Annotated in this window: 24 protein-coding genes; 11 read left to right on the top strand and 13 right to left on the bottom strand. The window is 69.9% G+C overall.

Going from position 1 to position 26356, the window contains the following annotated elements:
* Positions 1 to 401: TonB family protein (locus VGF12_RS15725; protein ID WP_331176985.1), on the top strand; the 401-nt coding region annotated here is incomplete at its 5' end.
* 22 nt (positions 402 to 423) lie between these two features.
* On the opposite strand, the gene VGF12_RS15720 is transcribed toward VGF12_RS15725, so the two are convergent.
* Positions 424 to 1338, bottom strand: a complete 915-nt coding sequence (locus VGF12_RS15720; protein WP_331176984.1) for a LysR family transcriptional regulator — start codon at positions 1336 to 1338, stop codon at positions 424 to 426.
* Positions 1339 to 1451: 113 nt separating this feature from the next.
* On the opposite strand from VGF12_RS15720, the gene VGF12_RS15715 reads away from it, so the two are divergent.
* From VGF12_RS15715 to VGF12_RS15700, 4 genes are all read left to right on the top strand, one after another.
* On the top strand, positions 1452 to 2066 hold the full coding sequence (locus VGF12_RS15715) for an FMN-dependent NADH-azoreductase (RefSeq protein WP_331176983.1): 615 nt from the start codon (positions 1452 to 1454) through the stop codon (positions 2064 to 2066).
* A gap of 146 nt (positions 2067 to 2212) precedes the next feature.
* Positions 2213 to 3082 carry a pirin family protein gene (locus VGF12_RS15710; RefSeq protein ID WP_331176982.1) on the top strand — a complete coding sequence of 290 codons (870 nt, stop codon included), beginning with the start codon at positions 2213 to 2215 and terminating at the stop codon, positions 3080 to 3082.
* Complete coding sequence (locus tag VGF12_RS15705; RefSeq protein WP_331176981.1) at positions 3079 to 3693, top strand: DUF938 domain-containing protein; 615 nt, start codon at positions 3079 to 3081, stop codon at positions 3691 to 3693. The genes VGF12_RS15710 and VGF12_RS15705 overlap by 4 nt, the downstream gene beginning before the upstream one ends.
* 118 nt (positions 3694 to 3811) lie before the next feature.
* Positions 3812 to 5206, top strand: coding sequence for a hypothetical protein (locus VGF12_RS15700; protein WP_331176980.1), 1395 nt, complete (start codon positions 3812 to 3814; stop codon positions 5204 to 5206).
* 46 nt (positions 5207 to 5252) lie between these two features.
* Here the strand turns inward: VGF12_RS15700 and VGF12_RS15695 are convergent, their stop codons facing one another.
* The 5 genes from VGF12_RS15695 to VGF12_RS15675 all read right to left on the bottom strand — a co-directional run bounded on the left by VGF12_RS15695 (position 5253) and on the right by VGF12_RS15675 (position 11134).
* On the bottom strand, positions 5253 to 5984 hold the full coding sequence (locus VGF12_RS15695; RefSeq protein ID WP_331176979.1) for an ABC transporter ATP-binding protein: 732 nt from the start codon (positions 5982 to 5984) through the stop codon (positions 5253 to 5255).
* Entirely contained in the window at positions 5981 to 7756 is a 1776-nt protein-coding gene (locus tag VGF12_RS15690) for a branched-chain amino acid ABC transporter ATP-binding protein/permease (RefSeq protein WP_331176978.1), read from the bottom strand. The genes VGF12_RS15695 and VGF12_RS15690 overlap by 4 nt, the downstream gene beginning before the upstream one ends.
* A 1-nt stretch (position 7757) precedes the next feature.
* Entirely contained in the window at positions 7758 to 8795 is a 1038-nt protein-coding gene (locus VGF12_RS15685) for a branched-chain amino acid ABC transporter permease (protein WP_331176977.1), read from the bottom strand.
* A 116-nt stretch (positions 8796 to 8911) separates the two neighbouring features.
* Positions 8912 to 10606: an ABC transporter ATP-binding protein/permease gene (locus VGF12_RS15680; protein ID WP_331176976.1), complete on the bottom strand. Its 1695-nt coding sequence runs from the start codon at positions 10604 to 10606 to the stop codon at positions 8912 to 8914.
* Positions 10607 to 10732: 126 nt separating this feature from the next.
* Positions 10733 to 11134 (bottom strand): BON domain-containing protein, encoded by a 402-nt coding sequence (locus VGF12_RS15675; RefSeq protein WP_331176975.1) that lies wholly within the window; start codon positions 11132 to 11134, stop codon positions 10733 to 10735.
* 182 nt (positions 11135 to 11316) lie between these two features.
* Between VGF12_RS15675 and VGF12_RS15670 the strand changes: the two genes are divergently transcribed.
* Both VGF12_RS15670 and VGF12_RS15665 read left to right on the top strand, forming a co-directional pair.
* Complete coding sequence (locus VGF12_RS15670) at positions 11317 to 13281, top strand: AsmA family protein (RefSeq protein WP_331176974.1); 1965 nt, start codon at positions 11317 to 11319, stop codon at positions 13279 to 13281.
* 74 nt (positions 13282 to 13355) lie between these two features.
* Positions 13356 to 13517, top strand: coding sequence for a DUF1328 domain-containing protein (locus VGF12_RS15665; RefSeq protein ID WP_331176973.1), 162 nt, complete (start codon positions 13356 to 13358; stop codon positions 13515 to 13517).
* A 59-nt stretch (positions 13518 to 13576) separates the two neighbouring features.
* On the opposite strand, the gene VGF12_RS15660 is transcribed toward VGF12_RS15665, so the two are convergent.
* Positions 13577 to 14050: a hypothetical protein gene (locus tag VGF12_RS15660; protein WP_331176972.1), complete on the bottom strand. Its 474-nt coding sequence runs from the start codon at positions 14048 to 14050 to the stop codon at positions 13577 to 13579.
* A gap of 149 nt (positions 14051 to 14199) precedes the next feature.
* On the opposite strand from VGF12_RS15660, the gene VGF12_RS15655 reads away from it, so the two are divergent.
* On the top strand, positions 14200 to 15414 hold the full coding sequence (locus tag VGF12_RS15655) for an MFS transporter (RefSeq protein ID WP_331176971.1): 1215 nt from the start codon (positions 14200 to 14202) through the stop codon (positions 15412 to 15414).
* Between the two features lie 125 nt (positions 15415 to 15539).
* Here VGF12_RS15655 and VGF12_RS15650 read toward each other — a convergent pair whose 3' ends face one another.
* On the bottom strand, positions 15540 to 18689 hold the full coding sequence (locus VGF12_RS15650) for a TonB-dependent receptor (RefSeq protein WP_331176970.1): 3150 nt from the start codon (positions 18687 to 18689) through the stop codon (positions 15540 to 15542).
* Positions 18690 to 18986: 297 nt separating this feature from the next.
* On the opposite strand from VGF12_RS15650, the gene VGF12_RS15645 reads away from it, so the two are divergent.
* The 3 genes from VGF12_RS15645 (at position 18987) to VGF12_RS15635 (ending at position 22678) form a co-directional block, all read left to right on the top strand.
* A complete protein-coding gene (locus tag VGF12_RS15645) occupies positions 18987 to 19667 on the top strand; it encodes a GntR family transcriptional regulator (RefSeq protein WP_331176969.1) in 681 nt (226 codons plus the stop codon).
* 93 nt (positions 19668 to 19760) lie between these two features.
* Positions 19761 to 20930: a fumarylacetoacetate hydrolase family protein gene (locus VGF12_RS15640; RefSeq protein ID WP_331176968.1), complete on the top strand. Its 1170-nt coding sequence runs from the start codon at positions 19761 to 19763 to the stop codon at positions 20928 to 20930.
* A complete protein-coding gene (locus tag VGF12_RS15635; protein ID WP_331176967.1) occupies positions 20927 to 22678 on the top strand; it encodes an IlvD/Edd family dehydratase in 1752 nt (583 codons plus the stop codon). The genes VGF12_RS15640 and VGF12_RS15635 overlap by 4 nt, the downstream gene beginning before the upstream one ends.
* Positions 22679 to 22789: 111 nt before the next feature.
* Here VGF12_RS15635 and VGF12_RS15630 read toward each other — a convergent pair whose 3' ends face one another.
* The 5 genes from VGF12_RS15630 to VGF12_RS15610 all read right to left on the bottom strand — a co-directional run.
* Positions 22790 to 22993, bottom strand: a complete 204-nt coding sequence (locus tag VGF12_RS15630) for a hypothetical protein (protein WP_331176966.1) — start codon at positions 22991 to 22993, stop codon at positions 22790 to 22792.
* A 194-nt stretch (positions 22994 to 23187) separates the two neighbouring features.
* Positions 23188 to 23535, bottom strand: coding sequence for a hypothetical protein (locus tag VGF12_RS15625; protein WP_331176965.1), 348 nt, complete (start codon positions 23533 to 23535; stop codon positions 23188 to 23190).
* Positions 23536 to 23549: 14 nt separating this feature from the next.
* Positions 23550 to 24512 (bottom strand): SMP-30/gluconolactonase/LRE family protein, encoded by a 963-nt coding sequence (locus tag VGF12_RS15620; RefSeq protein ID WP_331176964.1) that lies wholly within the window; start codon positions 24510 to 24512, stop codon positions 23550 to 23552.
* Positions 24509 to 25336 (bottom strand): NAD(P)-dependent oxidoreductase, encoded by an 828-nt coding sequence (locus tag VGF12_RS15615; protein ID WP_331176963.1) that lies wholly within the window; start codon positions 25334 to 25336, stop codon positions 24509 to 24511. Before VGF12_RS15615 ends, VGF12_RS15620 begins: the two co-directional genes overlap by 4 nt.
* A gap of 34 nt (positions 25337 to 25370) precedes the next feature.
* Positions 25371 to 26356, bottom strand: a 986-nt coding sequence (locus VGF12_RS15610; protein ID WP_331176962.1) for a LacI family DNA-binding transcriptional regulator, incomplete at its 5' end; no start/stop codon positions are given.

The raw sequence follows: 26356 nt of genomic DNA, 5'->3' as shown, positions 1-26356 counted from the left end.
CCAATCCCGAGCCAGCCCCCGAGCCGGCGCCCGAACCCGTCACGGTCGCTGCTGCTGAACCGACACCCGCGCCCGCCGCGCCGATGGCCGCTGCGGCCCAGGCCGCGGAGCCGCCCCCCGCCGCTGAACCGGAAGAGGCCGAGAAGCCGCTGCAGCTGCTGTCCAAGGTCGACCCCACCGTGCCGCGCCAGATGCAGCAGAGCGGCTTCCGCAACGGCTACGCACAGGTGCAGTTCACCGTGGCCGCTGACGGTTCCGTCCAGCAGGCGTCGGTCATCAAGGCCAGCCACGCGCGCCTGGGCAGCGCCGCCGTGGAAGCCGTGCGCCAGTGGCGCTTCGCCCCGGTGCGCAAGACGCGCCAGGCGGCCGTCGAGATCGCCTTCAAGAACGAAAGCGACTGAACCACTGAGTGATTGAGCGACGCTAGGCCGGTGGCGTCGGGCAACTGTCCAGCAGGGCCGACATGGCCTCGAGGAACACCCGGGTGCGCAGCGGCATCAGCCGCCGCTCCGGGAACACCGCCCAGCAGCTCGAACCGGGCAGGTGCCAGTCCGGCAGCAGGCGCTGCAGGCGGCCCAGCGCCAGCGCGTCCCTGACGATGAGACGATCAATGCCGGCAATGCCGACGCCGTTCTCGGCCAGCTGCGCCAACAGGCTGGGCGCGTTGGCCAGCGTCCGCTGCACCGGCAGCACCTGGTAGGGCTCGGCCCCCTCGCGCAGCAGCCGCCAGGGCACGGGCTCGCCGGTGCGGGTCAGCAGCAGCAGTCCGTGCATGCTGTCCAGCGCCTGCGGCAGCAGCGGTTCGCCGACGTTCGCCAGATAGGCCGGCGACGCATACAGGCCCCAATGTGTCGTCGCCAGCAGCCGCGCGGCGAGCTGGCTGTCCTCGTCCAGTTGGCCCATGCGGATGACGAGGTCGAAGCCCTCGCCGATCAGGTCCACCCGCCGCGGCGTCAAGTCCAGCTCCAGCTGCACTTCCGGATAGCTCAGCGCGAACTCCGCCAGCATGCCCGCGGCCACCTGCTGGGCGAAGTCCGCCGGCATGCTGACGCGCAGTCGCCCGCTGGGCTTGCGTTGGCGGTGCAGGGCCAGCGCCAGCGCGCCATCCACTTCGGCGGCGACGACGCGCGCATGCTCCAGCACGCCAGCGCCGAAGTCCGTCAGCGACAGCTTTCGCGTGCTGCGCTGCAGCAACTTCTCCCCCAGCCGCGCCTCCAGCGCCGCGATGCGCCGCGACACGGTGCTCTTGGGCCAGTGCACGCGCTCCGCGGCGCGGCTGAAGCTGCCGGCCTCGATCACGCGGGCAAACAGCAATAAATCGTCGGCGTCAGACTCCATAGAGGCCCCATTGATCCATCAGCAGAACAATCTTATGCAATTCAACGGCTTCTGCCGCCATGGATGCAACTCTAGAGTTCACTCCATCGCAACCTTTCTCCCCAGGAATCCGTATGAACATCCTGCAAATCAACTCCAGCGCCCGCCGCCTGCTCGACGACCAGGGCTCCGTGTCCACCCGCCTGGCCAATGAGCTGACCGCCGGGCTGCGTGCCGCAGATCCGACCGCGACCGTCACCGTGCGCGACTTCGCCGTCAGCCCCCTGCCCGTGCTGGACGAAGCCGCCCTCGGCGCACTGTTCACGCCCGCCGAGGCGCGCAGCGCCGACCAGGCGGCCCGCGTCGCGCTGAACGACCAGCTCATCGCCGAGTTGTTCGCCGCCGACGTCGTCGTCATCGGCGTGCCCATGATCAATTTCAATGTCAGCGCCCAGCTGAAGAACTGGATCGATGCGGTCGCCCGCGCTGGCGTCACGTTCAAGTACGGCGAGAAGGGTCCCGTCGGCCTCGTCACCGGCAAGAAGGTCTACGTCGTCAGCGCCCGCGGCGGCATCCACCGCGACCAGCCGACCGACCAGGTCGTGCCCTATCTGCGCACCGTGCTGGCCTTCCTCGGCATGACCGACGTGGAATTCATCTACGCTGAGGGCCTAAACATGGGTCCCGAGATCGCCGACCGCGGTCTGAGCTCGGCTCGCGCCCAGATCAACGAGCTGCTCGCCGCTTGAGCCGATCCCCCTCGTCCAAGGAGGACCTTCGCCGGTCCTCCAAGGGACGACGGTGCTTGCCGGATCGACCTGCAAGCACATCCCCCCGGCTGACCGGCTGGGGAGCGACCCGGCGCTCGGCCCGGGAACAATGAAAGGACTACGCCGTGAGTACCGTCGCCACTTCCCCTCTGAACCAACCGCGCGAGGTCGAGCGCCTCGTCGCCGGTCAGCCGACCAGCGACGGTGCAGGCGTCAAGCTCAACCGCGTGCTGACCAACAACCTGCAGCGCCGGCTGGACCCCTTCCTGATGCTGGACCATTTCGGCACGGACAACCCGGACGACTACATCGCCGGCTTCCCAGACCATCCGCACCGCGGCTTCGAGACCATCACCTACATGCTCAACGGCCGCATGCGCCACCGCGACTCGGCCGGGCATGAAGGCCTGATCAGCGACGGCGGCGTGCAGTGGATGACCGCCGGCCGCGGCGTCATCCACAGCGAGACGCCGGAGCAGAACGAAGGCCGCATGGCCGGCTTCCAGCTCTGGCTCAACCTGCCCGCCAAGGACAAGCTGCGCGAGCCCTGGTACCGCGACATCGCGGGCGCCGAGGTGCCCGAGTTCGAGCAGGACGGCGTCAAGGTGCGCGTCATCGCCGGCGAAAGCCACGGCGTCGCCGGTGCGGTGCAGCGCGAGCACACCGCGCCGCTCTACCTCGATCTCAGCCTGGCCCCCGGCGCCCGCTTCGAGCAGCCCCTGCCGGCCGGCTTCAATGCCTTCGTCTACGTCTTCGAGGGCGGTCTGAAGTTCGAGTCGGGCTGCCTGGTCCCGCCGGGCCGCATGGCCATCCTCGCCAACACGCCTGGCAGCGACGGCGTGCGCCTGCAGTCGGGGGACCAGGCCACGCGCGCCCTGCTCATCGCCGGTCAGCCGCTGAACGAGCCCATCGCGCAGTACGGCCCCTTCGTGATGAACACCGAGGCCGAGCTGGTGCAGGCCGTGCGCGACTTCCAGGCCGGACGGCTGGCTTGAGCGACGCACGCCGCCACAGCCCCGCGGCCGAGCGCAATGGGCCGCCCATCCGGGCGGCCCTGCAGCGCCTGCTGCCGACGAGCGGCCTGCTGCTGGAGATCGCCAGCGGCACGGGCCAGCATGCCGCCTTCCTCAGCGAAGGCCTGCCCGGCTGGCAATGGCAGCCCAGCGACGTGGAGCCCGGCGCGCTGCCGTCCATCACGGCCTGGTGCTCGGGCCTGGAACGTGTGCGCCCGCCGCTGCTGCTGAACGTGCTCGACGACGTCTGGTCCGGCGTGCCTGCGCCCCTCGACGCGATCTACTGCGCCAACATGATCCACATCGCGCCGTGGGCATGCACGGGCGGGCTCATGCAGGGTGCCGCGCGGCACCTGGCGCCGCAGGGGCTGCTGATCACCTACGGCCCCTACCTGCTGGATGACGAACCGACGGCGCCGAGCAACCTGGCCTTCGACGCCGACCTGCGCGCGCGCAACCCGGCCTGGGGCATCCGCCGACTGGGGGACGTGTCGGGCCAAGCCGCGGCGGCAGGCCTGCAACTGCGCGAGCGCATGGACATGCCCGCCAACAACAAGCTGCTGGTCTTCGCCCGCAGCCACCTGCCGGGCTGATTCCGGCCGTCCCCCTCAGGGACGTCCCCCTAAGTCTTGGGCCGCTGACTTTCGCCATCCATCCCGCCGCCACCTAGCCTGCCGGCCGCCCCTTTTCGGGCGGCAGGGAGAACGAACAATGAAGGTAAGGATGACGGGGCGGCACGGCGTGGCCACCGCCCTGCTGGCGCTGTTGATGGCCTGCGGCGGCGGCGGGGGCACCCCGCCCGGCAACGGCGGCGGTGGCAACGACCCCGCGCCGGTGCAACTGGCCACGCCGGGTCAGGCGGTGGTCAAGGTCCGCAGCCAGGGCTTGGCGTGGGTGGCACTGGCTGAGACGGCCCGCACGCTGGAAACGCCCACCACGCCAGAGCGGCGCCTGCTGATCTCGCATGCAGACGGCCGCGACGCGGCGGCGGACTATCGCCCACCGGCCGGCTGGTCCCTGCTGGACTTCGCGCTGCACCCCTCCGGCCAGATCAGCCTGCTGCTGGGCACCGACAGGACTTTGCGCCTGCTGCGGCTGTCGCCCGCGGGCCAGATGCTGCGCGAGCAGGACTTCACCGACCCGCTGGTGGCCAGCGACCCATTGATCGGCGACGCCTGGATCGCGCGCGACCACCAGTCGCTGCTGCCCTACTACACCCGCGACAGCGCGCGCCTGGCAGCCCTCGGCGAGGACGTGGCGCTCGCCTTCCGCTCGGGCCGCCATGCCGTGGTGCTGCACCGACTGGCCTACGCGGCCACCGGCGGCTTCACGGGCCAGTGGCGCAGCCTGGTGGAGCCCGGCGTCTACATCGGCGCGCGCTTCCTGACCGGCGGCAGCTTCGACCCCTTCAAGAGCCTGGACCACCAATGGCGGCTCGTCATGGACGCAGACCCGCAAGGCCGCATCGCCGTGGCAGTCTCGCTGGACTTCACCGACCTGATCGAGGGCCACAGCCAGCACTTCGGCGAGGCGCTGGACCCGCGCGTCGCCAACGGCCTGCTGCTGAGCCAGTTCGGCGCCGACGGCCAGCGCCAGGGCACGGCCCTGATCGACACGCAGCAACGCTCGGAGCTGCACGCACTGCGCTGGGTGGGCGGGCAGGTCGCGGCGGCCGGTCGCGTGCGCAGCCGGCAGGTGTCCGACGGATGGGACGCCTACCTGGCGCTGGTGCCGGCCGGCGCCACCACGGCCGCGACCTACCGGGTGCTGGACTTCGAAGCGGGCGATGTGGCCTTCGACGTGGTGCGGCGCACCGACGGGCGGCTGCTGCTGGCCGGCAGCACGGGGTACACGCAGAACCCCACCGGCGCCAGCATCTCCGAAGAGTCCAAGCCGCTGCTGGCGCTGCTGTCGGCGGACGGCCAGCTGCAGCAGCGCATCACGTTGACGCCAGGACCGCGGCACAACCAGCTGCGCGCCCTGGCCCCTCGCGGAGACATCGGCTGGTTGACCGGCGGCATGGAGAACGGCCCCGGCACGCACTCGGCCGACAGCAACGCCGCCCTGCTCGTCTCCGACGGCTATCTGCGCGAACTGCGTTTCTGAGCGGCAGGAACGGCAGGGGACGGCAGGCGCAGCGGAATCGCCCGCACTACGCCTTGTGCCCCGCGCCGAGGTAGGTCTCGATGACGCGCGGGTCCGTCGCCAACTGATCCGCCGGACCGCTCAGGCCGAACTCCCCGGTCTCCAGCACATGCCCGTGGTCGGCCACGCGCAGTGCTGCACGGGCGTTCTGCTCGACAAGCAGGATGCTGACGCCCGTGGCGCGCAGGTCTTCGACGATGGTGAAGATCTCGCGCACGATCAGCGGCGCCAGGCCCAGGCTGGGCTCGTCCAGCATCAGCAGCTTGGGCTGCCCCATCAGCGCACGCCCGAGTGCCAGCATCTGGCGTTCGCCACCGGACAAGGTGCCAGCGGCCTGCACGCGGCGCTCCTTCAGCCGGGGGAAGCGGGCATAGACGCTCTCCAGGCCTTCGCGCCAGCGCCTGTCACCGAGCTTCTTGGGCCGCCAGCCGCCCAGCAGCAGGTTGTCCTCCACCGTCATGGTGCCGAACAGCTCACGCTTCTCGGGGACCAGCGCCAGGCCGGCCAGCACGCGCTCTTCCAGCGTCAGCCGCGCCATGTCCTCGCCCGCGAAGCGCAGTGCGCCGCTGCGCGACGGCAGCAGCCCCATGAGCGCGCCCAGCAGCGTGGACTTGCCCGCGCCGTTGGGACCGATGACGGTGACGACGCTCTTCTCGGCCGCCGAGAAGCTCAGGCCGTGCAACACCTCCGCACGGCCATAGCCGGCGTGCAGGTCCTTGACTTCCAGGAGGGCGCTCATTCGTCCGCTCCCAGGTAGGCCGCGCGCACCGCAGGGCTGGCCTGCACCTCGGCCGGCGTGCCCTCCATCAGGTGGCGGCCGAATTCCATGACGACGATGCGGTCGGTCAGCTTCATGACGAAGTCCATGTCGTGCTCGACGAGAAGCAGCGACAGGCCCTCGGCCTTCAGCTGCTTCAGCACCTCGGCGAGTGCCTCCTTCTCCTTGTGGCGCAGGCCGGCAGCGGGCTCGTCCAGCAGCAGCAGCGAAGGGTCGCTGGCCAGCGCGCGGGCGATCTCGACCAGGCGCTGCGGGCCCAGCGCCAGGTTGCCGGCCAGCTCATGAGCCTGATCGGCCAGGCCGATGCGGCGCAGCTGGCGCAGGGCCTCGGCGCGGGCTTGGCGCTCCTCGGCCGCGTTCAGGCCCAGCATCGCACGGGCCGTGCCGCTGCGGGTGCGCAGGTAGGTGCCCAGCGCAACGTTCTCCAGCACCGTCATGTCGGGCACCAGCTTCACGTGCTGGAACGTGCGGGAGAGACCGGCGCGCGCGATGTCGCGGCTGCCCCGGCCATCCACGCGCTGGCCCAGCAGCTCGACCTGGCCGCTGCTCAGCGGCAACACGCCCGAGACGAGGTTGAAGGTGGTGCTCTTGCCCGCCCCGTTGGGGCCGATAAGGCCGACGATGTCGCCCGCGCGGATCGCGAAGCTGATGTCGTTGACGGCCACCAGCCCACCGAACTGCTTGCGGATGGCGCGCACGTCCAGCAGCGCCGCGCCGCGCTCGGGATGGCTGCGCGCGTCGAGGGACGGCACGCCCTCGTCGACCGCGCGCATGCGGCGTGCAGGCAGCCAGCGCGCGATCAGCGGCCACAGACCGTCCGGCGCGAAGCGCAGCACCAGCACCAGCACGACGCCGAAGACGATGATTTCGTAGTTGCCCGAGCCGCCGAAGATCATCGGCAGCCAGACCTTGAGCTGGTCCTCGGCCAGTTTCACCAGCGCCGCGCCGGTGAAGGCCCCGCCCACCGTACCAATGCCGCCCAGCACGGCCATGAACAAGTACTCGATGCCGAACTTGATGCCAAAGGGCGAGGGATTCACACTGCGCTGCATGTGGGCGTACAGCCAGCCCGACACCGAAGCCAGCAGCGCCGCGACGACGAACATCACCAGCTTGTAGCGGAAGGTGGAGGCGCCCATGGCCTCGGGCATGGTCGCGCCACCGCCGCGATTGGTGTTGAGCGCGCGCATGATGCGGCCGGGCCGCGAGTCCAGAAGCCGCGTGATGCCGACGGCAGCAAGCAGCGCCGCCAGCCAGATCAGCAGGTAGATGCGTCGCTCGCTCTGGAAGCTGAAGTCGCCCAGCGTGATCGCCGGCAGGCCCAGCAGGCCGTCGTACTTGCCCAGCGCGTCCAGGTTGCCGACCAGGTAGTACAGCGCCAGGCACCAGCAGATGGTGGCCAGCGGCAGGTAGTGCCCCGACATGCGCAGCGTCAGCAGCCCGATGACCAGCGCCAGCACCAGCGTGACCGCCAGCCCGACGACCAGGCCCAGCCAGGGCGACAGGTGCATCACCGTGGTGATGTAGCCGGTGGCGTACGCGCCGACACCGGCGAAGGCAGCCTGGCCGAAGGAAGTGAGGCCGCCCACGCCGGTCAGCAGCACCAGGCCCAGCACGACGAGCGAGAACAGGCCGATGTAGTTGAGCTGCGTGATCCAGAAATCCGGCACCGGCGCGAACGGCAGGACCAGCAGCACGACCGCCGCAGCGATCGACAGATGGGTGCGCGTCATGTCAGTGCTCCTCGTGGTGCGGGTCCACGAAGGACCGCCACAACAACACGGGGAGGATGACCGTGAACACGATGACCTCCTTGAACGCGCTGGCGTAGAACGAGCCGAAGCTCTCGATCAGGCCCACGCCGATGGCGCCCCCCAGCGCCATCGGGAAGCTGGCCAGGCCGCCGAACACCGCGGCGACGAAGCCCTTCAGGCCGATCAGGAACCCGGTGTCGTAGTAGATCGTCGTCGACGGCGAGATCAGCAGCCCCGACAGCGCGCCGATGAAGGCCGCCATGGTGAAACTCAAGGACCCGGCCGCGTCGCCCGAGATGCCCATCAGCCGGGCGCCGGTGCGGTTGACGGAGGTGGCACGCAGCGCCTTGCCGGTCAGCGTGCGTTCGAAGAAGAAGAACATCGCCACGAGCAACGCGATGGACGCGCCGAAGATGATCAGCGTCTGGCCCGTCAGGCTCAGCGGGCCGACGTCGAAGCGCGCCTCCCAGAAGGCGGGCGTGCGGTAGCCCTCGGCACCGAAGAACACGAGACCGATGCCGGTCAACGCGAAGTGCACGCCGACGGAGACGATGAGCAGCGTCAGCACGCTGGCGCCCGACAGCGCACGGTAGGCCAGGCGGTACAGCAGCGGGCCCATGGCGGTGACGATGGCCAGCGTCAGCAGCACCTGCAGCCACAGCGCGGGCTGGTGCGGCATCAGCAACGGCACGGCGATGGCCAGCGCGACCGGAAAGCCCAACGCCCGCACGAGCCCGAAGGCGATGCGGGGCAGTGGCCGGCGCTCGCGCAGTCCCTGGATCAGGTCCAGCACCGCCGCCGTGACGGCCATCAGCAGCAGCAGCCAGACAGTGCCCGGCATCTTGCCCATTTGCAGCGCGGCCAGCGTCAACGCCCCGAAGGCGACGAACTCGCCCTGCGGGATGAAGATGACTCGCGTGACCGAGAACACCAGCACCAAGGCCAGGGCGACAAGGGCGTAAATGGCCCCGTTGGTGAGGCCGTCGAGGCCCAGGATGGCGGCAATCGTGAGGTCCATGGCGGCATGTCGTGAAGGCCCGCCGATGGTATCGGCGAATTACCGACCGATCGGTCGGGAATTTACCCAGGATCACCATTGACGAAGGCTCGCGCACCGCGCGAGACCTTCGACCTTCAGTCGCCGGTCTTCTCGGCGTCTTGCCGCGGCGTGCGGGCCAGCGTCCAGCGGCCGCCGCCGGTCAGCTTCAGCACGCGGCGATGGAAGCCCGCCACGGCAGCGCGGTGGGCGATGCTCACCAGCGTCGTGCCGCGCTCGCGCAGCCGCTCGTACAGGCGCTTCTGGTTGGCGTCATCCAGTGCGCTGGTGGCCTCGTCGAGGATGGCCAGGCGCGGCGCATGCACCAGCAGCCGCGCGAACGCCAGGCGCTGTTGCTCACCCCCGCTGAGCAGCTTCTCCCAGTCCTGGATGCGGTCCAGGCCGCCCTCGGCTTGCGCCAGGTGGCGCAACTGCACCTCGTCCAGGATCTTCAGCAGCGCATCGTCGTCGAGCGCGGACTGCGTGCTGGGGTAGATGAGCTGGCTGCGCAGCGTGCCCGTCTGGAGGTAGGGCCGCTGCGGCAGGAAGAAGACATCCTCGCGCGGCGGGTGCGAGACCTGGCCGCTGCCCTGGGTCCACAGTCCCGCGATGGCGCGCAGCAGGGAGCTCTTGCCGCAGCCGCTTGCACCGGTGATGAGCAGCGAGCCGCCCTCGGGCACGCGCAGCGACAGCTTCTCGACCAGCACGCGGTCGCTGCCCGGCGCCTGCACCGTGAGGTCCTTGATATGCAGTTCCCGGCCCTCCTCGCGGGCGATGCCGGCCTCGGGCGGCGCGGCCTCCAGCGCCTCGGCCATCACATGCAGGCGATCGATGCCGGCGACAAAGCGGGAGAGGCTCTCGAAGTTGTCGATGATGAGGGACACCGCCCCCAGTACCGCCGCGAAGGCCCCGCCCGCCTGGACGGCCTGGCCCACCTCCAGCCGCCCGCCCAGCACGTCGGCGGCGAGCACGACGGCGGGCACCAGCAGGCTGAGCTGACTGAAGCCGCGTTGGAACAGATTGAGCGCGAACTGGGCGCGGATGAGCTTGCGGGTGTTCAGCAGCGCCGCGCGCAGGCGTTGCTGCAGTTGGTGCCGCTCCTGCGCCTCACCACCGTAGAAGGCGATGGACTCGGCGTTCTCGCGCACCCGCATCAGCCGGAAGCGGAAATCCGCCTCGCGCTTGAGCTGCCAGTGGTTGAGGCGGATCAGCGGCCGCCCGAACAGGCCCAGCGACAGCACCGTGCCGGCCAGCGCGTAGGCGACGAGAAAGCCCACCAGCGTGTGCGACAGCGACCAGAGCACCGCGCTGAAGGCCACCAGTTGCATCAGCGAGCCCAGCAGGATGAGCAGGAAGTGCAACGATCGGCCCGTGAAGGTATTGACGTCGTCGGCGATGCGCTGGTCGGGGTTGTCGATCTCGTCGGCAGCGATGTGGAAGTAGCGGCGCTCGCGCAGCCACCCGTCCAGGAAGCGCTGCGTCAGCCAGCGCCGCCAGTCGTTGGCGTAGGCATCCCGGGCGTAGTAGTAGATCGCGAAGACGGGCACCGCGAAGGCCAGCACCCACAACATGGCACGCACGGCCGCCCAGAAGCGGGGGGCGTCGCGGGCCGCCAGCGCGGAGGTCAGCTCGCCGGTCTGGTCGTTCAGCAGCACGGCGAGCTGGGTGTCCGCCAGCATCAGCACGATGAGACCGGCGAGGAAGCTCCAGGCCCAGGCGCGCCGGTCCCCGACCCAATAGGGTCGGGCCACAGTCATGAAGCGTTGCAGCGCAGAGGCGGGAGCGTCGGCCATGGGAGGGTGCGGGCTGTGCCATGAAGGCTAGCCAGCCCGGCGGCCCGCGACTGTCGGACGGCATGCCGCGGCGGGCAAAGCCAACGCGCCCTTGACGGGCGCCCGGTGCGGCGTCGATACAGCGTGTCATCCGTTGCGCGTCACCACCAGCTGGTTGTTGACCTGCGTCACGCCGCTCACGGCGGCGGTCAGCGTCGTCGCTCGCTCGCGCGAGCGCACATCCGGCGCCTCGCCGGACAAGGTCACCGCGCCCTCGCGGGTGTGGACGTTGATCTGCGTCGCCTTGAGGCGCCCGTCGGCCCCAAGGACCGCGCTGACCTTGGCCGTGATGCCCATGTCCGTGGACACCCGGGCCATCGCATGCTCGGCCTGGTTGGCGGACTGCGCCGCATCCGCGATGGCCACGTCATCGCCCTGCCGGGGCGCAGCGCCCAGTTCATCGTCCTGCTGGCGACCGCAGGCGGTCAGCACCGCAGCCGTGGCCAGCGCGGCCAGCAGCGGTCGTTGGGAGGTGTGGAGGTGTTGCATCAGGCTGCCTTTCCGATTCGGGTCCGTCAGGGCCGGCCCCAGCACTGTGGGCGCACCCGGTGGAGCTGGGATTCGGCCCGCGCGCCGATCGCCTGTCGGACCGCACCCCCAGGGCCGAGTCCTACACACGCGGGCGCAGCCGTCCCACGCCAGGCGCAACAGCCCCCCGTGAGCATGGCTGCATGAAAGTCGCCGCCAAAGCCGCCGGCGCCGCCTTGGTGGCCGCCGTCGCCGCCGTGGCCGCCATGGAGTGGGCCGGCTGGCCCGGCCTCGCTCCCTGGCTGGCCGCGCGTGCCCAACGCGGGTTGGACATGGACGAGGGTTCGCGCCTGCATCTGCTGCTGAACCCTCGCCTCGAAGCCACGCGGCTTCGCGTCACCGGCAGCCAAGGCGAGCCCCTGGCCGACGCCCAGGGCCTGCTGCTGCGCTGGCAGTGGTCCGACATCTGGGCCTGGCGGGGCGGCGCGCCGCTGCGGCTGCGCCTGGTGCAGGCCGACACGCTGGCATTGAACTGGCAGCGCGACGCCGCTGGCCGTACCGCCTGGCCCGTGCAGCCCGGCGGCCAGCGCCAGGAACCTGCCGAACTGCCGCGCATCGACCACCTCGTCATCCGCGATGGCGCGGCTCATCTGGACGATGCGCCACTGCTGCTGGCGGGCGACGCCCGCTTCGCGACCCAGTCCGACGGCCACTGGACGGCAACGCTGCAGGGCCGGCTGCGCGGCCAGCAACTGGCCCTCAAGGCCGAGGCCGGCGCCGGGCTGGCGCTGCTCGCCCCCGCCGAGGCGGGCCTGCCTCCCGTGCAGCTGAGCGCCGAGCTGACCCAGCGCAACGGCCGGCTGAGTTTCGATGGCACCGCCGCCTCGCTGCTGGATGCGCGGGCGCTGGACGGGCAGCTGCAGGTTCGCGGCAATTCGCTGGCCGACATCGGCCGCCCCTTCGGCATCACGCTGCCCAACACGCCGCCGCTGGAGCTGAGCGGCCGGCTGCAGCACGCCTCGGGCGTGTGGCAGTTGGGCGGGGCCAAGGCACGCGTCGGCCAGAGCCACCTGGGCGGCGACTTCGCCTACGACACCCGCCCGAACTCGGCGCGGCGTCCGCTGCTCAGTGGCCTGCTGCGGGGCGGTCCGCTGCGTCTGGCCGACCTCGGCCCGGCCTTCGGCACGGACACGCCGCCCAGCCGTCCCGGCCGCGTGCTGCCCGACCGCCCCTGGGACCTGCCCTCACTGCGCATGATGGATGCCCGCGTGGCCGTGGCGCTGAGCCAGCTCGACCTCGGCACCGCCCGACTGGCGCCGCTGGCGCCCGTCAATGCCAGCCTGGTGCTGGAGGACGGCGTGCTGAGCCTGCAAGGCTTCAACGCCGGCATCGCTGGTGGCGAGGCCTCGGGCTCGGCGCGCCTGGACACCCGCCCGACCCCGCCGCAGTGGCAGATCGGCCTGGGCGTACGCGGCATGGCCGTGGAGCAGTGGCTCAAGTTCCAGACCCCCAGCCTGGCCCACGACCCGCTGACCGGCCGGCTGCGCGCCGACCTGGACGTGAAGAGCCGCGGCCGCAGCCCGGCGGAGCTGCTGGGCGGCCTGACTGGCCCGGTGCACCTGCAGCTCGACAAAGGCAGCATCTCCCACCTGCTGACGGAGGCCGCCGGGCTGGACCTGGCCCAGGGCCTGGGGCTGCTGCTGCGCGGCGACCGCAAGCTGCAGCTGAACTGCGCGCGCCTGGACGGCACCTTCAAGTCGGGCGTGCTACGGCCGCGCTCGGCGGTGGTCGACAACCGCGACAGCCGCATCGACATCGACGGCCGCGTCAACCTCGCCGATGAGACGCTGGACCTGCGCGTGGTCGCGCGGCCCAAGGACTTCTCGCCGCTGACGCTGCGCTCGCCGGTGCGCGTGCAGGGCAGCCTGGGGGCCCCGCGCGTGGCCCTCGAAGGCCGCGCGCTGGGCGGCAAGGCCATCGCCGCCATCGCGCTGGGCGCGCTGACTCCCCCGGCCGCGCTGCTGGCATTCATAGACCCGGGCGAGAACCTGCCACCCGTCAGCTGCGACGCCCCGGGTGCCCAGTCCGCTGCCGCGGCACCGGCGTCAGCAGCCTCCTACCCGGCAGCGCGGCAGAAGCCGGCAAGCCGGCCCAGGGACGCGTCCTAGATTAGCGCTGACGGCAATGGGCCGACTGCCGTCCCCGTGTACAGGCCCATGCCATCAGCCCAAGGAGAACCCCCATGCTGCGTTACGCCATCATCTTCTTTGTCATCGCACTCGTGGCCGCCCTGTTCGGCTTCGGCGGCATCGCCGCCAGCGCGGCTGGCATCGCCCAGCTGCTGTTCTACGGCTTCATCATCCTGGCCGTCATCAGCCTGGTGGTGGGCCTGATCCGCAGATAGCGGACGTCGCCACGCGGCGGGCCCGGCACGGGCCCGCCGCGCTCAAGATCGCCGGGGAGTCAGCGGCCGCGGTGCGGCTGCTCTTGAACGGCGTCGAGGAACTCGCGCAAGGTCGCCCCGCAAGGGCCGCGGGGACACAGGAAGAGGCCCTCGGCCTCGGCAGGCACATCCGCCGGGAAGCCCAGCGTTCCCAGGGAGTTCAGCGCGTCGCCGCACAGGGCCACCGTACGGCCGCAGCGCCAGGCCATCTTCAGCAGGGCCTGCAACTTGGCACACCCGGTGGGCGCGGCCCAGGCGTCGGAGTTCAGCACGATGAGACCGTCCGCCCAGTCCGCCTCCACCGGCGGCTCGCCGAACTCGTCGTCCAGGCGCCAGTCCAGCCGGTGCACATGACGATCGCTGGCCAGCGCGGCGAGGTCGTCTTCGGAACTCCGCATCACCTCGGCCGTACCGACGACGCAGATCAGGATCTCGGCCTCAGGCGCCTTGGCGCCGGGCCGCAGTTGGGGCGGGCAGTCTGTCGCGGTCGTCATGGTGCAACTCCGCAGTCGGGGATGACACCACTGTTGCGCCCCGCCGTCGCCGCATTCGTGAGCCGGCGGCGCGACGCCGCGTAGGACGGCATCCCGGCCTCCAGGCTGCTGCCACGCCCAGGCGCCCCTTTGACGCACACTCCCCGCCCATGCCCGCTGCCTCCCCTTCCGCACCCGCCTTCACCCCCTATCAACGTTTCGCGACGGGGTTGCTGACGCTGCTGCAGTTCGCCGTCATCCTGGACTTCATGATCATGTCGCCGCTGGGCGCGATGATCATGCCGGCCATGGCCATGACGGCCCAGCAGTTCGGCCTGGTCGTGTCGGCCTATGCCTTCAGCGCCGGCCTCTCCGGCATCCTGACGGCCGGCTTCGCCGACCGCTTCGACCGCAAGAAGCTGCTGCTGTTCTTCTACGCGGGCTTCCTGCTTGGCACACTGTGGTGCGGCCTGGCGACCAGCTTCGAGTCGCTGCTGCTGGCGCGCATCGTCACGGGGCTGTTCGGCGGCGTCATCGGTTCCATCGTCATGGCCATCGCGGCGGACCTGTTCGAGCCCGCGCTGCGCGGCCGCGTCATGGGGCTGCTGCAGGGCGGCTTCGCCGCCAGCCAGGTGCTGGGCCTGCCCTTCGGCCTGTACCTCGCCACGCACTGGGACTGGCATGCGCCCTTCCTGGCCCTGGCGGCCTTCGGCGGTGTCGGCGGCCTGCTGATTGCCTGGCGCATGCAGCCCGTGGATGCGCACCTGAAACTGCAGACTGACCGCAGCGCCTTCGCCCACCTGCTGCACACGGTGGCCCAGCGCCGGCATCTGCATGCCTTCCTCATCACGGCGCTGCTGACGACGGGCGGCTTCATGATCATGCCCTTCGCCAGCGCCTTCTCCGTGCACAACGTCGGCATTGCCCTGGAGCAGTTGCCGGTCGTCTACCTCGTCACCGGCATCAGCACGCTCTTCGTCGCGCCGCTGGTGGGGCGCCTGGCGGACCGCCTGGGGCCGCTGCCGGTGTTCTACGCGGGCAGCGCCATCACCGTTGCGATGGTGGCGCTCTACACGCGGCTGGGACCTTCGTCACTGATCACGCTGATCGTCATCAACGTCGTGATGTTCGCCGGCATCTTCTCGCGCATGGTGCCCTGGCAGGTCATCGTCGCCGGCATCCCGGCGCCCGAGCAGCGGGGCGCCTTCACGGCCGTCAATGCCGCGCTGCAGCAGCTGGCCGGCGGTCTGGCGGCGCTGGTGTCCGGTCACATCGTGACGATCGCGCCCGATGGCCGGCTGGAGCACTTCCCCTGGGTCGGCAATGTGCTGATCGGCACGACGCTGATCGTCTGCGTGCTGATCCGCCCCCTCGGCCGGCGCTGAGCGCGCCCGCGCGGCGGGCGTCACAGAAAAAAAAGTGAGGGCCCCGCCTGCGGCCGACGGGCACCCTCACCGAACCACCCGCGGGCCACACCCGGACCGCTGGCAGAGACACAGGCTTTTCTCGATCAGAAGCTGGCGCGCAGACCGATCTGGTAGGTGCGGCCCGGCTCGTAGATCGCGTACGGCGCGTTGGCGAACTGGAAGTTCGTGCGCTGCGACGCACGGGTCAGGTTGAAGACGTCGAAAGTCGCCTGCAGGTCCTTCTTCCAGCCGATGGCCGCGCCCATGATCTCGCCGAGGTTCAGGCGCGACGTGAAGTCCACCTGCGAGTAATCCAGGCCGTAGAAAGCCGCGGCCGTGATGCCGTTCTGGCCGGTGCCGCTGGACTGCGAGCCCTTGGTGAAGTTCTTGGTCACGCGGAAGCCGCCGAAGCGGCCTTCGTAGTAGGCCGCCAAGTTATAGGTGTACGGCGGCACGCCGATGGCCACGTTGGCGCCCGACTGCTTGACCTTGGTGTAGTTGGCGCTGACGCCGAAGCCCCGCAGGTACGACGTCAGGATGTCCAGCGGCTGCTGCACGGTCAGCTCGATGCCCTTGATGTAGAGCTTGTCCGCGGTGTTCTGTGTCTGCGACAAGGTGACGGGCAGCGCGTTGATGGCCGCCAGGTCGCCGGCGGTCGGCAGCACGTCCAGGTCCGCGGGCGCGGCCAGGCCGGCGCGCAGGTAGAGCGCGCGGCGCTGGTCGCGGGTCAGGCCGTTCATCCAGTCGACGCCGTACTGGCTCAGGCTGCTGAAGGGCACGTTGAAGCTGCGATTGGCCGTGAAGCCCTTGATGCCCTTCTTGAACCAGGCCAGCGCGACATAGCCCTCACGTCCCGTGTACCACTCAAGGCCCAGGTCGGTGTTCTTGGACTCGTAGGGCTTGAGGTCCGGGTTGGTCAGCGTGCCGTTCTGGGCCGACGGGTCGGTGAAGCTGGCCGACAGCGCGCGCAGCGCCGTGGGGTCGGCGCGCGTGATGGTCTTGGACATCGACGCGCGGGCGAGCAGGTTGCTGCGCAGGTTGTAGGCCACGCTGCCGGATGGCAGGAAGTTGCCGTAGGTCGTCGTCGTGAGGCTCTCGACGACAGGCGTCGGGTAGCGGCCGCCGTCCAGCAGTGCGGTGTTGCGCGGGTCGGCCGGGGCGCTGAGCGTGGCGAAGGTCTGCTCCGTCGTCGCGTAGCGGGCGCCGGCGTTGTAGCGCAGTTGGTTGCCGAACAGCTGCGTCTCGCCGTTGACCTCCGTGAAGATGGAAGTCACCTTCTCCTGGATGTAGCCGGGGTTGACGCCGGTGTTGGTGCCCCCAGTGCCGGGCACCGCGGTCTCGTGGGCCGCGGCGTAGTTGGAATCCTTGGCGAAGCGGGCCCAGTCCAGTGCGACGAAGCCGCGCGAGTTGGCCGACAGGTAGCCGGGGATGGCCGAGTTCGGGATGGCGGGTCCCAGGTATTGCAGCGGCGTCGTCGCGCCCGCCGTGTAGCCCGTGCCGTAGCCCGGGTAGTCGGCCGCGGCTGATCCGGCGGCGCCGGTGCCGTTGCAGCCGTTCTTGTTGGTGGTGTTGGGCCCCGGCAGGAAGACGTTGAGGTTGCGGCCGCAGACGATGTTGGACCAGTAGTTGTCGTTGTTCAACGAGCTGATGCGGCGCGACACGTTGTCATAGGCCCCGCCGAACTTGATGTCGACGACGTCGGCGTCGATGTCGATGGCACCCCGCAGGCCCGAGGTGCGTACCTGGCGCATCTCCTCCTGCACGTTGACGCGGCCACCGTTCCAGCCGAAGGCGCTGGGCGTGTTCAGGATGTCGGTCGCGCCCGTGAGGGTGTTGGTGGCCTTGAGGACGGGCGTGCCGCTGGTGTTGTCGTACTCGGTCGTGATGCCCGAGCCCAGCACGGTCTGGAAGAGCACCGTGGGCGACTGGCGATGGAAGTCACTGCGCGTCGCGTTGGCCTGCACGTCGATGCCGATCGCGTCAGTGATCTTCAGCTTGAGGCCGGGGTTGATGCTGTGGAACTTGGTGTCCTCGACGTAGGGCCGGTACTCGAGGAAGTACTGCGAGTTGGCAAAGGTGCCCTTGGTGACGACGCAGCCGTTGGCGCAGTCGCTGCGATCCACCGTCATGTTGATGGGGATGGCCGAGCCGTTGCGGCCGACCCAGTTCATGTCGCTGCGCTCGAACTCGTTCTTCTTGTGGCCGTAGATGGCGTCGAGATAGAGCTGTACCGAGCTGTTGGGGCGGGCTTCGAGCGACAGGATGGCGTTCTGGCGGTCGCGGTTGCCCTCTGCCACCATGGCGCGGCCCAGGCGCGGAATGATGGCGTTGTCGATCTGGTCGATGGTCAGGCCGGGGTTCCTGGCCAGCAAGAAGGCCTGGTCGATGACGGCGCCGGTGGTCAGGCCGTTGCCGGCGTTGGCGGGCACGGTGCCGGGAATGGTCCAGTTGCCGCCGCCGGTGCTGTTGCGCGTGGCGCTGCTGCTCTGCGAAGCGAGCAGGTTGGCGTTGGTCCAGCCGATGGATTCGAAGCCGGTGGTCTTGACCTTGTTGGTGGACCAGGCCACGCCGGCCAGCACGCCGAAGGTATCGCCCCAGGTGTTGCTGACCAGCGCCGAGCCGCGGTTGCCCCATTTGTCGGCCTGCTGGTTCTTCGTGCCCGTCAGCGTGAAGGCGGTGCGCAAGCCCTTGCGGTCGAAGGGTCGCGCGCTGCGCATGTCCACGATGCCGGCAGCACCGCCTTCCAGCATGGAAGCCGTCGGGCTCTTCACGACGGTCACGCGGCTGAAGAGTTCGCCGGGCAGGAAGTCCATGTCGACTTCACGGTTGGCGCTGCCGGAGTCCACGCGGCCGGTCGAGGCCGAGGCCACGGGCGCGCCGTTGAGCAGGACGCGGGTGAAGTTGGTGCCCAGGCCGCGGATCTGGATCTGCAGGCCCTCGCCGGTGATCTCGCGCGTCAGCGTCACGCCGGGTATGCGGGAGATGGACTCGGCAATATTGCTGTCCGGGAACTTGCCCATGTCCTCGGCGCTGATCGAGTCGATGAAGCCGACCGAATTTCGCTTGGCGTTGGCCGAGCTCTCCAACGAAGCCCGGATGCCCGTCACGACGACGGTGTCCAGTTGCTCCTTGGACGGCTGCGCGGGTGTCTGTGCGTAGGCCTGCGCAATCAGGCCGGCCAGCAGCGTGGTGCCCACGGCCAGTTGCCGCTCCAGGCGGACACGGCCGCCAGGCCGCGAATTGGTCTTGCTCATCTTGTCTCCTGATGGGTTCTTTGACGCATTCACCATAGAAATGGTAGCGCGCACATTTGAATTTACGCGCGCCCTATCCCATCGTCAACGAGGGTGTGTACTAATGTATTAGTGACGCGGCGGCGGGAAACGCACCCCAGAATGGAGGCCGCGCCCAGTCCTGGATAGCGCTCTCAGCATGGCCACCCTCAAGGGGCAGCCCCCGGGGGGCGACGTCCGCCGGCCCGGGCGCCGCGGGGCGATGACAATGGCGGCCGGCATGCGCGCATCCGTGGCAGATTTGGCCTTCAACAGCAGATGAACTTCACGCTAGATCCCACCCGCCACGCGGCGCCGCAGGTCGTCGAAGCGCTTCGCGCGGCCATCATTTCCCTGGAGCTGGAGCCCGGCAGTGCGCTCGACCGCACCGAACTCGCGCAGCGGTTCGGCGTCAGCCAGACGCCGGTGCGCGACGCCCTCATCCGGCTCAGCGAGGAAGGCCTGGTCCTGATCCGGGCCCAGTCCACGACGCAGGTCAGCCGCATCGACGTGCCGGCCGCCCGGGAGGCGCATTTCCTGCGCCGCTCCATTGAAATCGAGATCGCACGCCTGCTGGCCCTCTCGCACGACCAGGCGGTCATCGAGGAGCTGCGCATGCAGCTGTCGCGCCAGGTGGACCTGGCCGCGAAGAAGGACTTCCTCGGCTTCATCGCCGCCGACAAGGAATTCCACCGGCTGATGTATGTCGCGGCCGGCCTGCCGCGGCTTTGGTCGGTGGTCGTGCGCATGTCCGGCCACGTCGACCGCCTGCGGCTGCTGCACATCCCCACCGTCGGCAAGACCGAGTCCATCCTGGACGCCCACCAGAGCATCTTGGGGGCCATCGAGTCCCGGGACGTCGACGCCGCGCAGCATGCCGTTCGGGACCATCTGTCCGGCACGCTCGCCTCGGTGGACGAGATCCAGCAGCGGTACCCCGCGTACCTCATCTTGTCCTGAGCCGGCCCGGGGGGTGGGTCCAGCGGGCTTGGCAGCTCATGCCGGTAGCGCTCACAATTTCGGCGCATTTCCCCTCCCCCGCTGCCGAGCCGCATGAGCCAAGTCCACGACCCCCACCTCCCCACCGATGCCGGGCGCGCCCTCTTGCTGGGCCGCGTCTGGCGCGCCGACACGGGCGGCCCGGCGCCCGTCGTGGTGCGTCGCGGCGAGCTGGTGGACCTGTCGGCCCACGCCGCCACGATGACCGAGTTGCTGGACCACGCCGAGTTGCAGCACATCGCCCGCCACGCGCCAGGGCCCCTGCTGGGCTCCGTCGACGCCGTGCTGACCAACGCGCTGGCTGCCACGCCGACCCCCACCCTGCCCCGGTTGCTGGCGCCCTGCGACCTGCAGGCCATCAAGGCCTGCGGCGTGACCTTCGCCGTGAGCCTGCTGGAGCGCGTCATCGAGGCGCAGGCCGGCGGCGACGCCGCCCGTGCCCACGCGCTGCGCGAGCAATTGCAGTCCACACTGGGTGACGACCTGTCGGCGATCCGCCCCGGCTCGGCGGCCGCGCAACGCCTCAAGGCCGAGTTCGTCGCACGCGGTGCCTGGTCGCCGTACCTGGAAGTGGGCCTGGGGCCCGACGCCGAGGTCTTCACCAAGGCCCAGCCCATGTCGGCCGTCGGATTCGGCGCGGCCGTGGGCCTGCACCCGGATTCGCAGTGGAACAACCCCGAGCCCGAAGTGGTACTGGCCGTCAACAGCCGCGCGGAAGCCGTCGGCGCGACGCTGGGCAACGACGTCAACCTTCGCGACATCGAGGGCCGCAGCGCGCTGCTGCTGGGCAAGGCCAAGGACAACAACGCCTCCTGCGCCATCGGCCCATTCATCCGGCTGTTCGACGAACACTTCACCCTCGACACGGTGCGCCGGGCCGAGGTCAGCCTGCGCATCGAGGGCGCGGACGACGGCTTCGTGCTGGAGGGCCTCAGCCGCATGCAGGCCATCAGCCGCGACCCGCTGGAGCTGGTGGCCCAGGCCTGCGGGCCGCACCACCAGTACCCGGATGGCTTCATGCTCTTCCTGGGCACGATGTTCTCGCCCATCCAGGACCGTGGCGCGCCGGGCGCCGGCTTCACGCACCACCTCGGCGACCGCGTGACCATCGCGAGTCCGACGCTGGGGGCGCTGGTCAACACCGTGCAGCGCAGCGACACCGTCCCGCCCTGGACGTACGGGGTCGGCGCGCTGCTGAAGCATCTGCGGAGCCGCCGGCCATGAAGCGGCTGCGCTCCCAGGACTGGTTCGACAACCCCGACCATGTCGACATGACCGCGCTCTATCTGGAGCGCTTCATGAACTACGGCCTCACGCCGCAGGAACTGCGCTCCGGCCGACCCGTGATCGGCATCGCGCAAAGCGGCAGCGACCTCAGCCCCTGCAACCGCATCCACCTCGATCTCGCCCGCCGCGTGCGCGAGGGCATCCGCGACGCCGGCGGCATCGCGATGGAGTTCCCGCTGCACCCCATCTTCGAGAACTGCCGCCGACCCACCGCAGCACTGGACCGCAACCTCGCCTACCTGGGCCTCGTCGAGCTCCTGCACGGCTATCCGCTGGATGCCGTCGTGCTGACGACGGGCTGCGACAAGACCACACCGGCGCAGGTCATGGCCGCGTCGACCGTGGACCTCCCGGCCATCGTGCTGTCCGGCGGGCCCATGCTGGACGGCTGGTTTGAAGGCCAGCTCGTCGGCTCCGGCGCCGCCATCTGGGCCGGACGGCGGCGCTTGGCGGCCGGCGAGATTGACGAGGAGACCTTCATCCAGATCGCCGCCGCTTCGGCCCCCTCGGCCGGCCACTGCAACACCATGGGCACGGCCTCGACGATGAACGCGCTGGCCGAAGCGCTGGGCTTGTCGCTGACCGGCTGCTCGGCCATCCCCGCACCCTACCGCGAGCGCGGCCAGATGGCCTACGAGACCGGCCGGCGCATCGTCGAGATGGCGCGCGAGGACCTCCGGCCATCGCGCATCCTCAGCCGCGAGGCATTCCTCGATGCCATCGTCGTCAACGCCGCCATCGGCGGATCGACCAATGCCCAGCCGCACCTGACCGCGATGGCCCGCCATGCCGGCGTCGAGTTGACCGCCGCCGACTGGACCGAGGTCGGCCAGCATGTGCCGCTGCTGCTCGACATGCAGCCCGCCGGAAGATTCCTCGGCGAACGCTTCCACCGCGCCGGCGGCGTGCCGGCCGTCATGTGGGAATTGCAGCAGGCCGGCCTGCTGCGCGCCGAGCGGCCCACGGTGACGGGCCGGACCATGGCCGCCAACCTGGCAGGCCGCGAGACGCGAGACCGCGAGATGATCTTCCCGGTCGGCGCACCGCTGAAGGAGGATGCCGGTTTCGTCGTGCTGAGTGGCAACCTGTTCGACTTCGCCATCATGAAGGCCAGCGTCATCTCAGCCGCCTTCCGCGAGCGCTACCTGAAGGAAGGTGCGTTCGAGGCCCGTGCCATCGTCTTCGATGGTGCCGACGATTACCACGCGCGCATCAACGACCCTTCGCTCGGCGTCGATGAGGGCTGCATCCTGGTCATGCGCGGCGCGGGGCCGCTGGGCTGGCCTGGCTCGGCCGAGGTCGTCAACATGCAGCCACCGGATGCGCTGATCCGCCGTGGCGTGACCAGCCTGCCGACGCTGGGCGATGGGCGGCAGTCCGGCACCTCGGACAGTCCGTCAATCGTGCATGCCTCACCCGAAAGCGCCGCGGGCGGCGGCCTGGCCTGGCTGAGGACGGGCGACATCATCCGCGTCGACCTCGACGCGGGGCGCTGCGACGTGCTCCTGGACGATGAGGCGCTGGCACGCCGCCGTGCCGAAGCACCGCCCGCCGTGCCGGCCAGCCAGACCCCGTGGCAGGAGATCTACCGCTCGACGGTGGGGCCACTGTCGACAGGGGCCTGCCTGGAGCTCGCCGTGCCTTACCGCCGCGTGGTGGCCACGCCACCGCGGCACAACCACTGATGGCGGCCCCGGCCAGTCCTGGGCAACGCCCGGCTGCCGTGCCTCGATGCCTCTTGAGTCGAGGCGCGGTGGCTCACGGGCGTGGCCGGACCATGCGTGACAAGATGCCCGTCATTTTCCCGATAGCGAAGCCGTCCGGGCCGACCACAGGGGCTGCCTGGAAAGCTCCGCGGCCGTGGCGTCGTCCGCCGTCACCGCATACTCGTTGCTGCTCCGCTCAACGAAGTAGGCCGAGCGAAAGCGCTGCAAAAGCCCTCCGAGCGCCTGGCGGGCCTGGCTGGGAGGACCGTTGAAAGTGAGTGTCAGCGTGGTCATGATGAGACTGTCGTCATGGAAGTGGCGGCTCTTTGCCGCCGGTCATCCTTGAACGTCTATGCGTCGGCGCGGTTGACGGGCCGCTGTGTTTCATTCGGTACCGACTGCCTGCATCTGGCTGACAGAACCTCCCATCCCACGGCGCCCCGCGCACAGCCACGATCACGTCTACGCTGTCCTGGGCAGGGAGCCATTCAGAACCAGGCCGCATCCCGCAGCGCGCGCCAGTCCAACACGACGGCCGCCACCGCCACCACCGCAAGCACGATGGCTCCGGCAGGCATCGCCAACTCCGGCAACGCTGACGTTTCGCGAAGGTCGGCGATGCGACGGGCCGAGAAATAGGCGATCCCCAACAGCACGCCCAACGCTACGGCGACGCCCGCACGAGCCCCTGTCTGCGCAACTCCGGCCGTGACGGCGAAGACCATGCCCGCCCCAATGAGAAACAGGCCCGTCACGCCGATCCCGAACAGCGCGACGAGACCGACCAACAGAAATCCGGCGGCGAGGAGGGCATGGATAGCTTGCAGAACTCGCACGGCCGGCTTCACCTTCAGGTCACCGCGCCGCGGGTCTTCACGTACAGCGCGTACAGCGAATGCGTGCTCGCCATGAAGAGGCGGTTGCCCTTGGCGCCGCCGAAGCAGAGGTTGGCGCAGCGTTCGGGCAGGTGGATGTGGGCGAGTGCCTTGCCCTCGGCGCTGTAGACGCGCACGCCGTCCAGTGCCGCCGCATCCGCGCCCGCACTGCCATCGCTGCCGAAGCCGCACCAGAGGTTGCCCTGCACGTCCACGGCCATGCCATCGAAGGCGCCGGGACCGCCGGCGTCGACGAGGAGGCGCTTGTTGCTCAGCCGGGCACCGTGCACGTCGTAGGCCCAGATGCAGCGATGCGGTCGGGCGCGGCTCTCGATGACGTAGAGGACCTGGCCGTCCGGGCTGAAGGCCAGCCCGTTGGGGCCGTTCAGGTCGTCGAGCTGCAGCGTGAGGTCGCCCGTCGTGCCGTCGATGCGGTAGACACCCTGCGCCAGCTCGGACAGGGCCTTCTCGCCCTCGAAGTCACTGAGGATGCCAAACAGCGGATCGCTGAACCACAGGCTGCCGTCTGGCGCACAGGTGATGTCATTCGGCGAGTTCAGGCGCTTGCCCGCGTAGCGATCCGCGAGCACGGTGACACGGCCGTCATACTCGGTGCGCGTGATGCGCCGCGTCAGGTGCTCGCAGCTCACGAGGCGGCCCGCGGCGTCGCGCACATGACCGTTGGCGTTGTTGCTCGGGTGGCGGAAGTCGCTGACGACGCCCGTGGTCTCGTCCCAGCGAAGGATGCGGTTGTTGGGGATGTCGGACACCAGCAGGTAGCGGCCATCGCCGAACCACACCGGCCCTTCCGCCCAGGCCAGGCCGGTGGCGAGCTGCTCGACGCCGGCGGCGAACAGGCGCAACGGCAGGAAGTCTTCGTCCAGCACCTCGATGGCCGGGTCCGGCCGGCGCACGTTGGGCGTGAAGGCGATCTTCACGGCGCCTCCTTCTCGAAGGGGCCGAGGATGACGAAACCGCCGCCCTGGCAGCGCACCTCGGGGCGGCTGGGGTCGACGTAGGGCTGGGCCGCCTCGACCTCGGCGCGCCAGGGCTCGGAGCTGTCCTGGGGCTTGAAGCCGATGTGGTTGGCCCTGCTGTTGTCCCACCACGTAGAGCGGTTGTCGCTCATGCCGTAGATGACGCTGTGACCGACGACGGGCGCGCTCAGTGCGGCCACGACGAGTCGCTCCAGGTCGTCAAAACTCAGCCAACTCGACAGCATCCGCCGGTCCGTCGGCACGGGCCAGCTGGAGCCGATGCGCAGGCTCACCGTCTCCAGGCCGTGGCGGTCGAAGTAGAACTGCGCCAGGTTCTCGCCGAAGGCCTTGGACAGGCCGTAATAGCTGTCGGGCCGCGGCGCGGCCTGGGGCGTCAGCGTCTCGCCCTGGCTGTAGAAGCCCGTCACGTGGTTGGAACTGGCGAAGACGATGCGCTTCACGCCGCGCTGGCGCGCCGCCTCGTAGACGTTGTAGGCCCCGACGATGTTGGCCGGCAGCACGACGTCGAAGGGCTTCTCGATGGACACGCCGCCGAAGTGCAGCACGGCGTCGACGTCCTTCAGCAGGGACTGCATCGCGGCGAGGTCCTCGAGGGGCGCCTGCACCACCTCCTCGCCGTCGCCGGCCGGGTCCATGGCGGCGAGGTCGGACAGGCGCAGCACGTCGCAGTACGCCTTCATGCGGGGACGCAGCACGCGCCCGAGGTTGCCGGCGGCGCCGGTCAGGAGGAGGCGCTTGAAGCGCGGGGCGGAAAGTGGCGTCATGCAAAAACGGCCCGCAAGGGGCCGGAGTCAGGCGTCATGCCTTGCGCAGAGGGGGGCGCAGCCTGGGGGCGGCGTCGGACTGGCGTCGGACCAGTTCGAAGTCCTTGAGCTCATGCTCGCAGGGCAGGGGCTCTCCGGTGCGGCGCGCGCGGATGTGGCGCACCAGCAGGTCTACCGCGGCACCGGCCATCTCCATGATGGGCTGGCGCACGGTGGTCAGTTCGGGCCAGATCGTCGTCGCCAGCGGCGCGTCGTCGAAGCCGACAACGGTCAGGTCGCTGGGCACGTCCAGGCCCATGCGGTGGGCGATGGCGACGGTGGCCGCGGCCATATCGTCGTTGCTGGCGAAGATGGCCGTCGGGCGACGCTCCTGCGACAGCAGGGTCTCTGCCGCGTCCAGCCCCGAGCGGTAGGTGAACATGCCCTGGGCGACGACCTCTTCCTCCTCGATGTTGAGGCCCGCGTCGGCCATCGCCGCATGAAAGCCCGCGAGGCGGCGGGCACTGCTGCTCTGGTAGGGGTCGCCAATGATGAAGCCCAGGCGGTGATGGCCCAGATTCAGCAGGTGGCGCGTCATCTCGTAGGCGGCCTGGTAATCGTCGATGCCCACGGCACAGACGGCTTCCGGCGGCACGCCGCTGGAGACGACGACGGCCGGCGTGTCGGTCTCGGCGATGAGCTTGAGCAGCGGCTGGGAATCGCAGAAAGGCGGCGGCAGGATGAGCCCATCGATGCCATTGGCGATCATCTCGGCGACGGGCTTTTCCTCGCCGTCGCGCGCGGCGTCGCAGCGCTGCACGACCAGCTGCACGTGGCGCAGGCTGGCCTTGTTCAGCAGGCCGATGAGGAACTCGTTCAGGTAGCCCGCCGTCGGATCGATGTAGAGCATGCCGATGCGGATGGGCTCCGAGCCGGCCAGGTGGCGCGCGGCCTGATTGGGCACGTAGTTCAGCTCGGCGACGGCGGCCTGCACCTTCTCGCGCGTGCCCGGGCGGACGTTCTGCTCGCCGTTGATGACCC

It is taken from the genome of Roseateles sp. (assembly GCF_036404855.1).
Taxonomy (GTDB): Bacteria; Pseudomonadota; Gammaproteobacteria; order Burkholderiales; family Burkholderiaceae_C; genus Pelomonas.
Note: the sequence above shows the minus strand (reverse complement) of the source record. Positions and strands in the feature narration are given on the sequence as shown.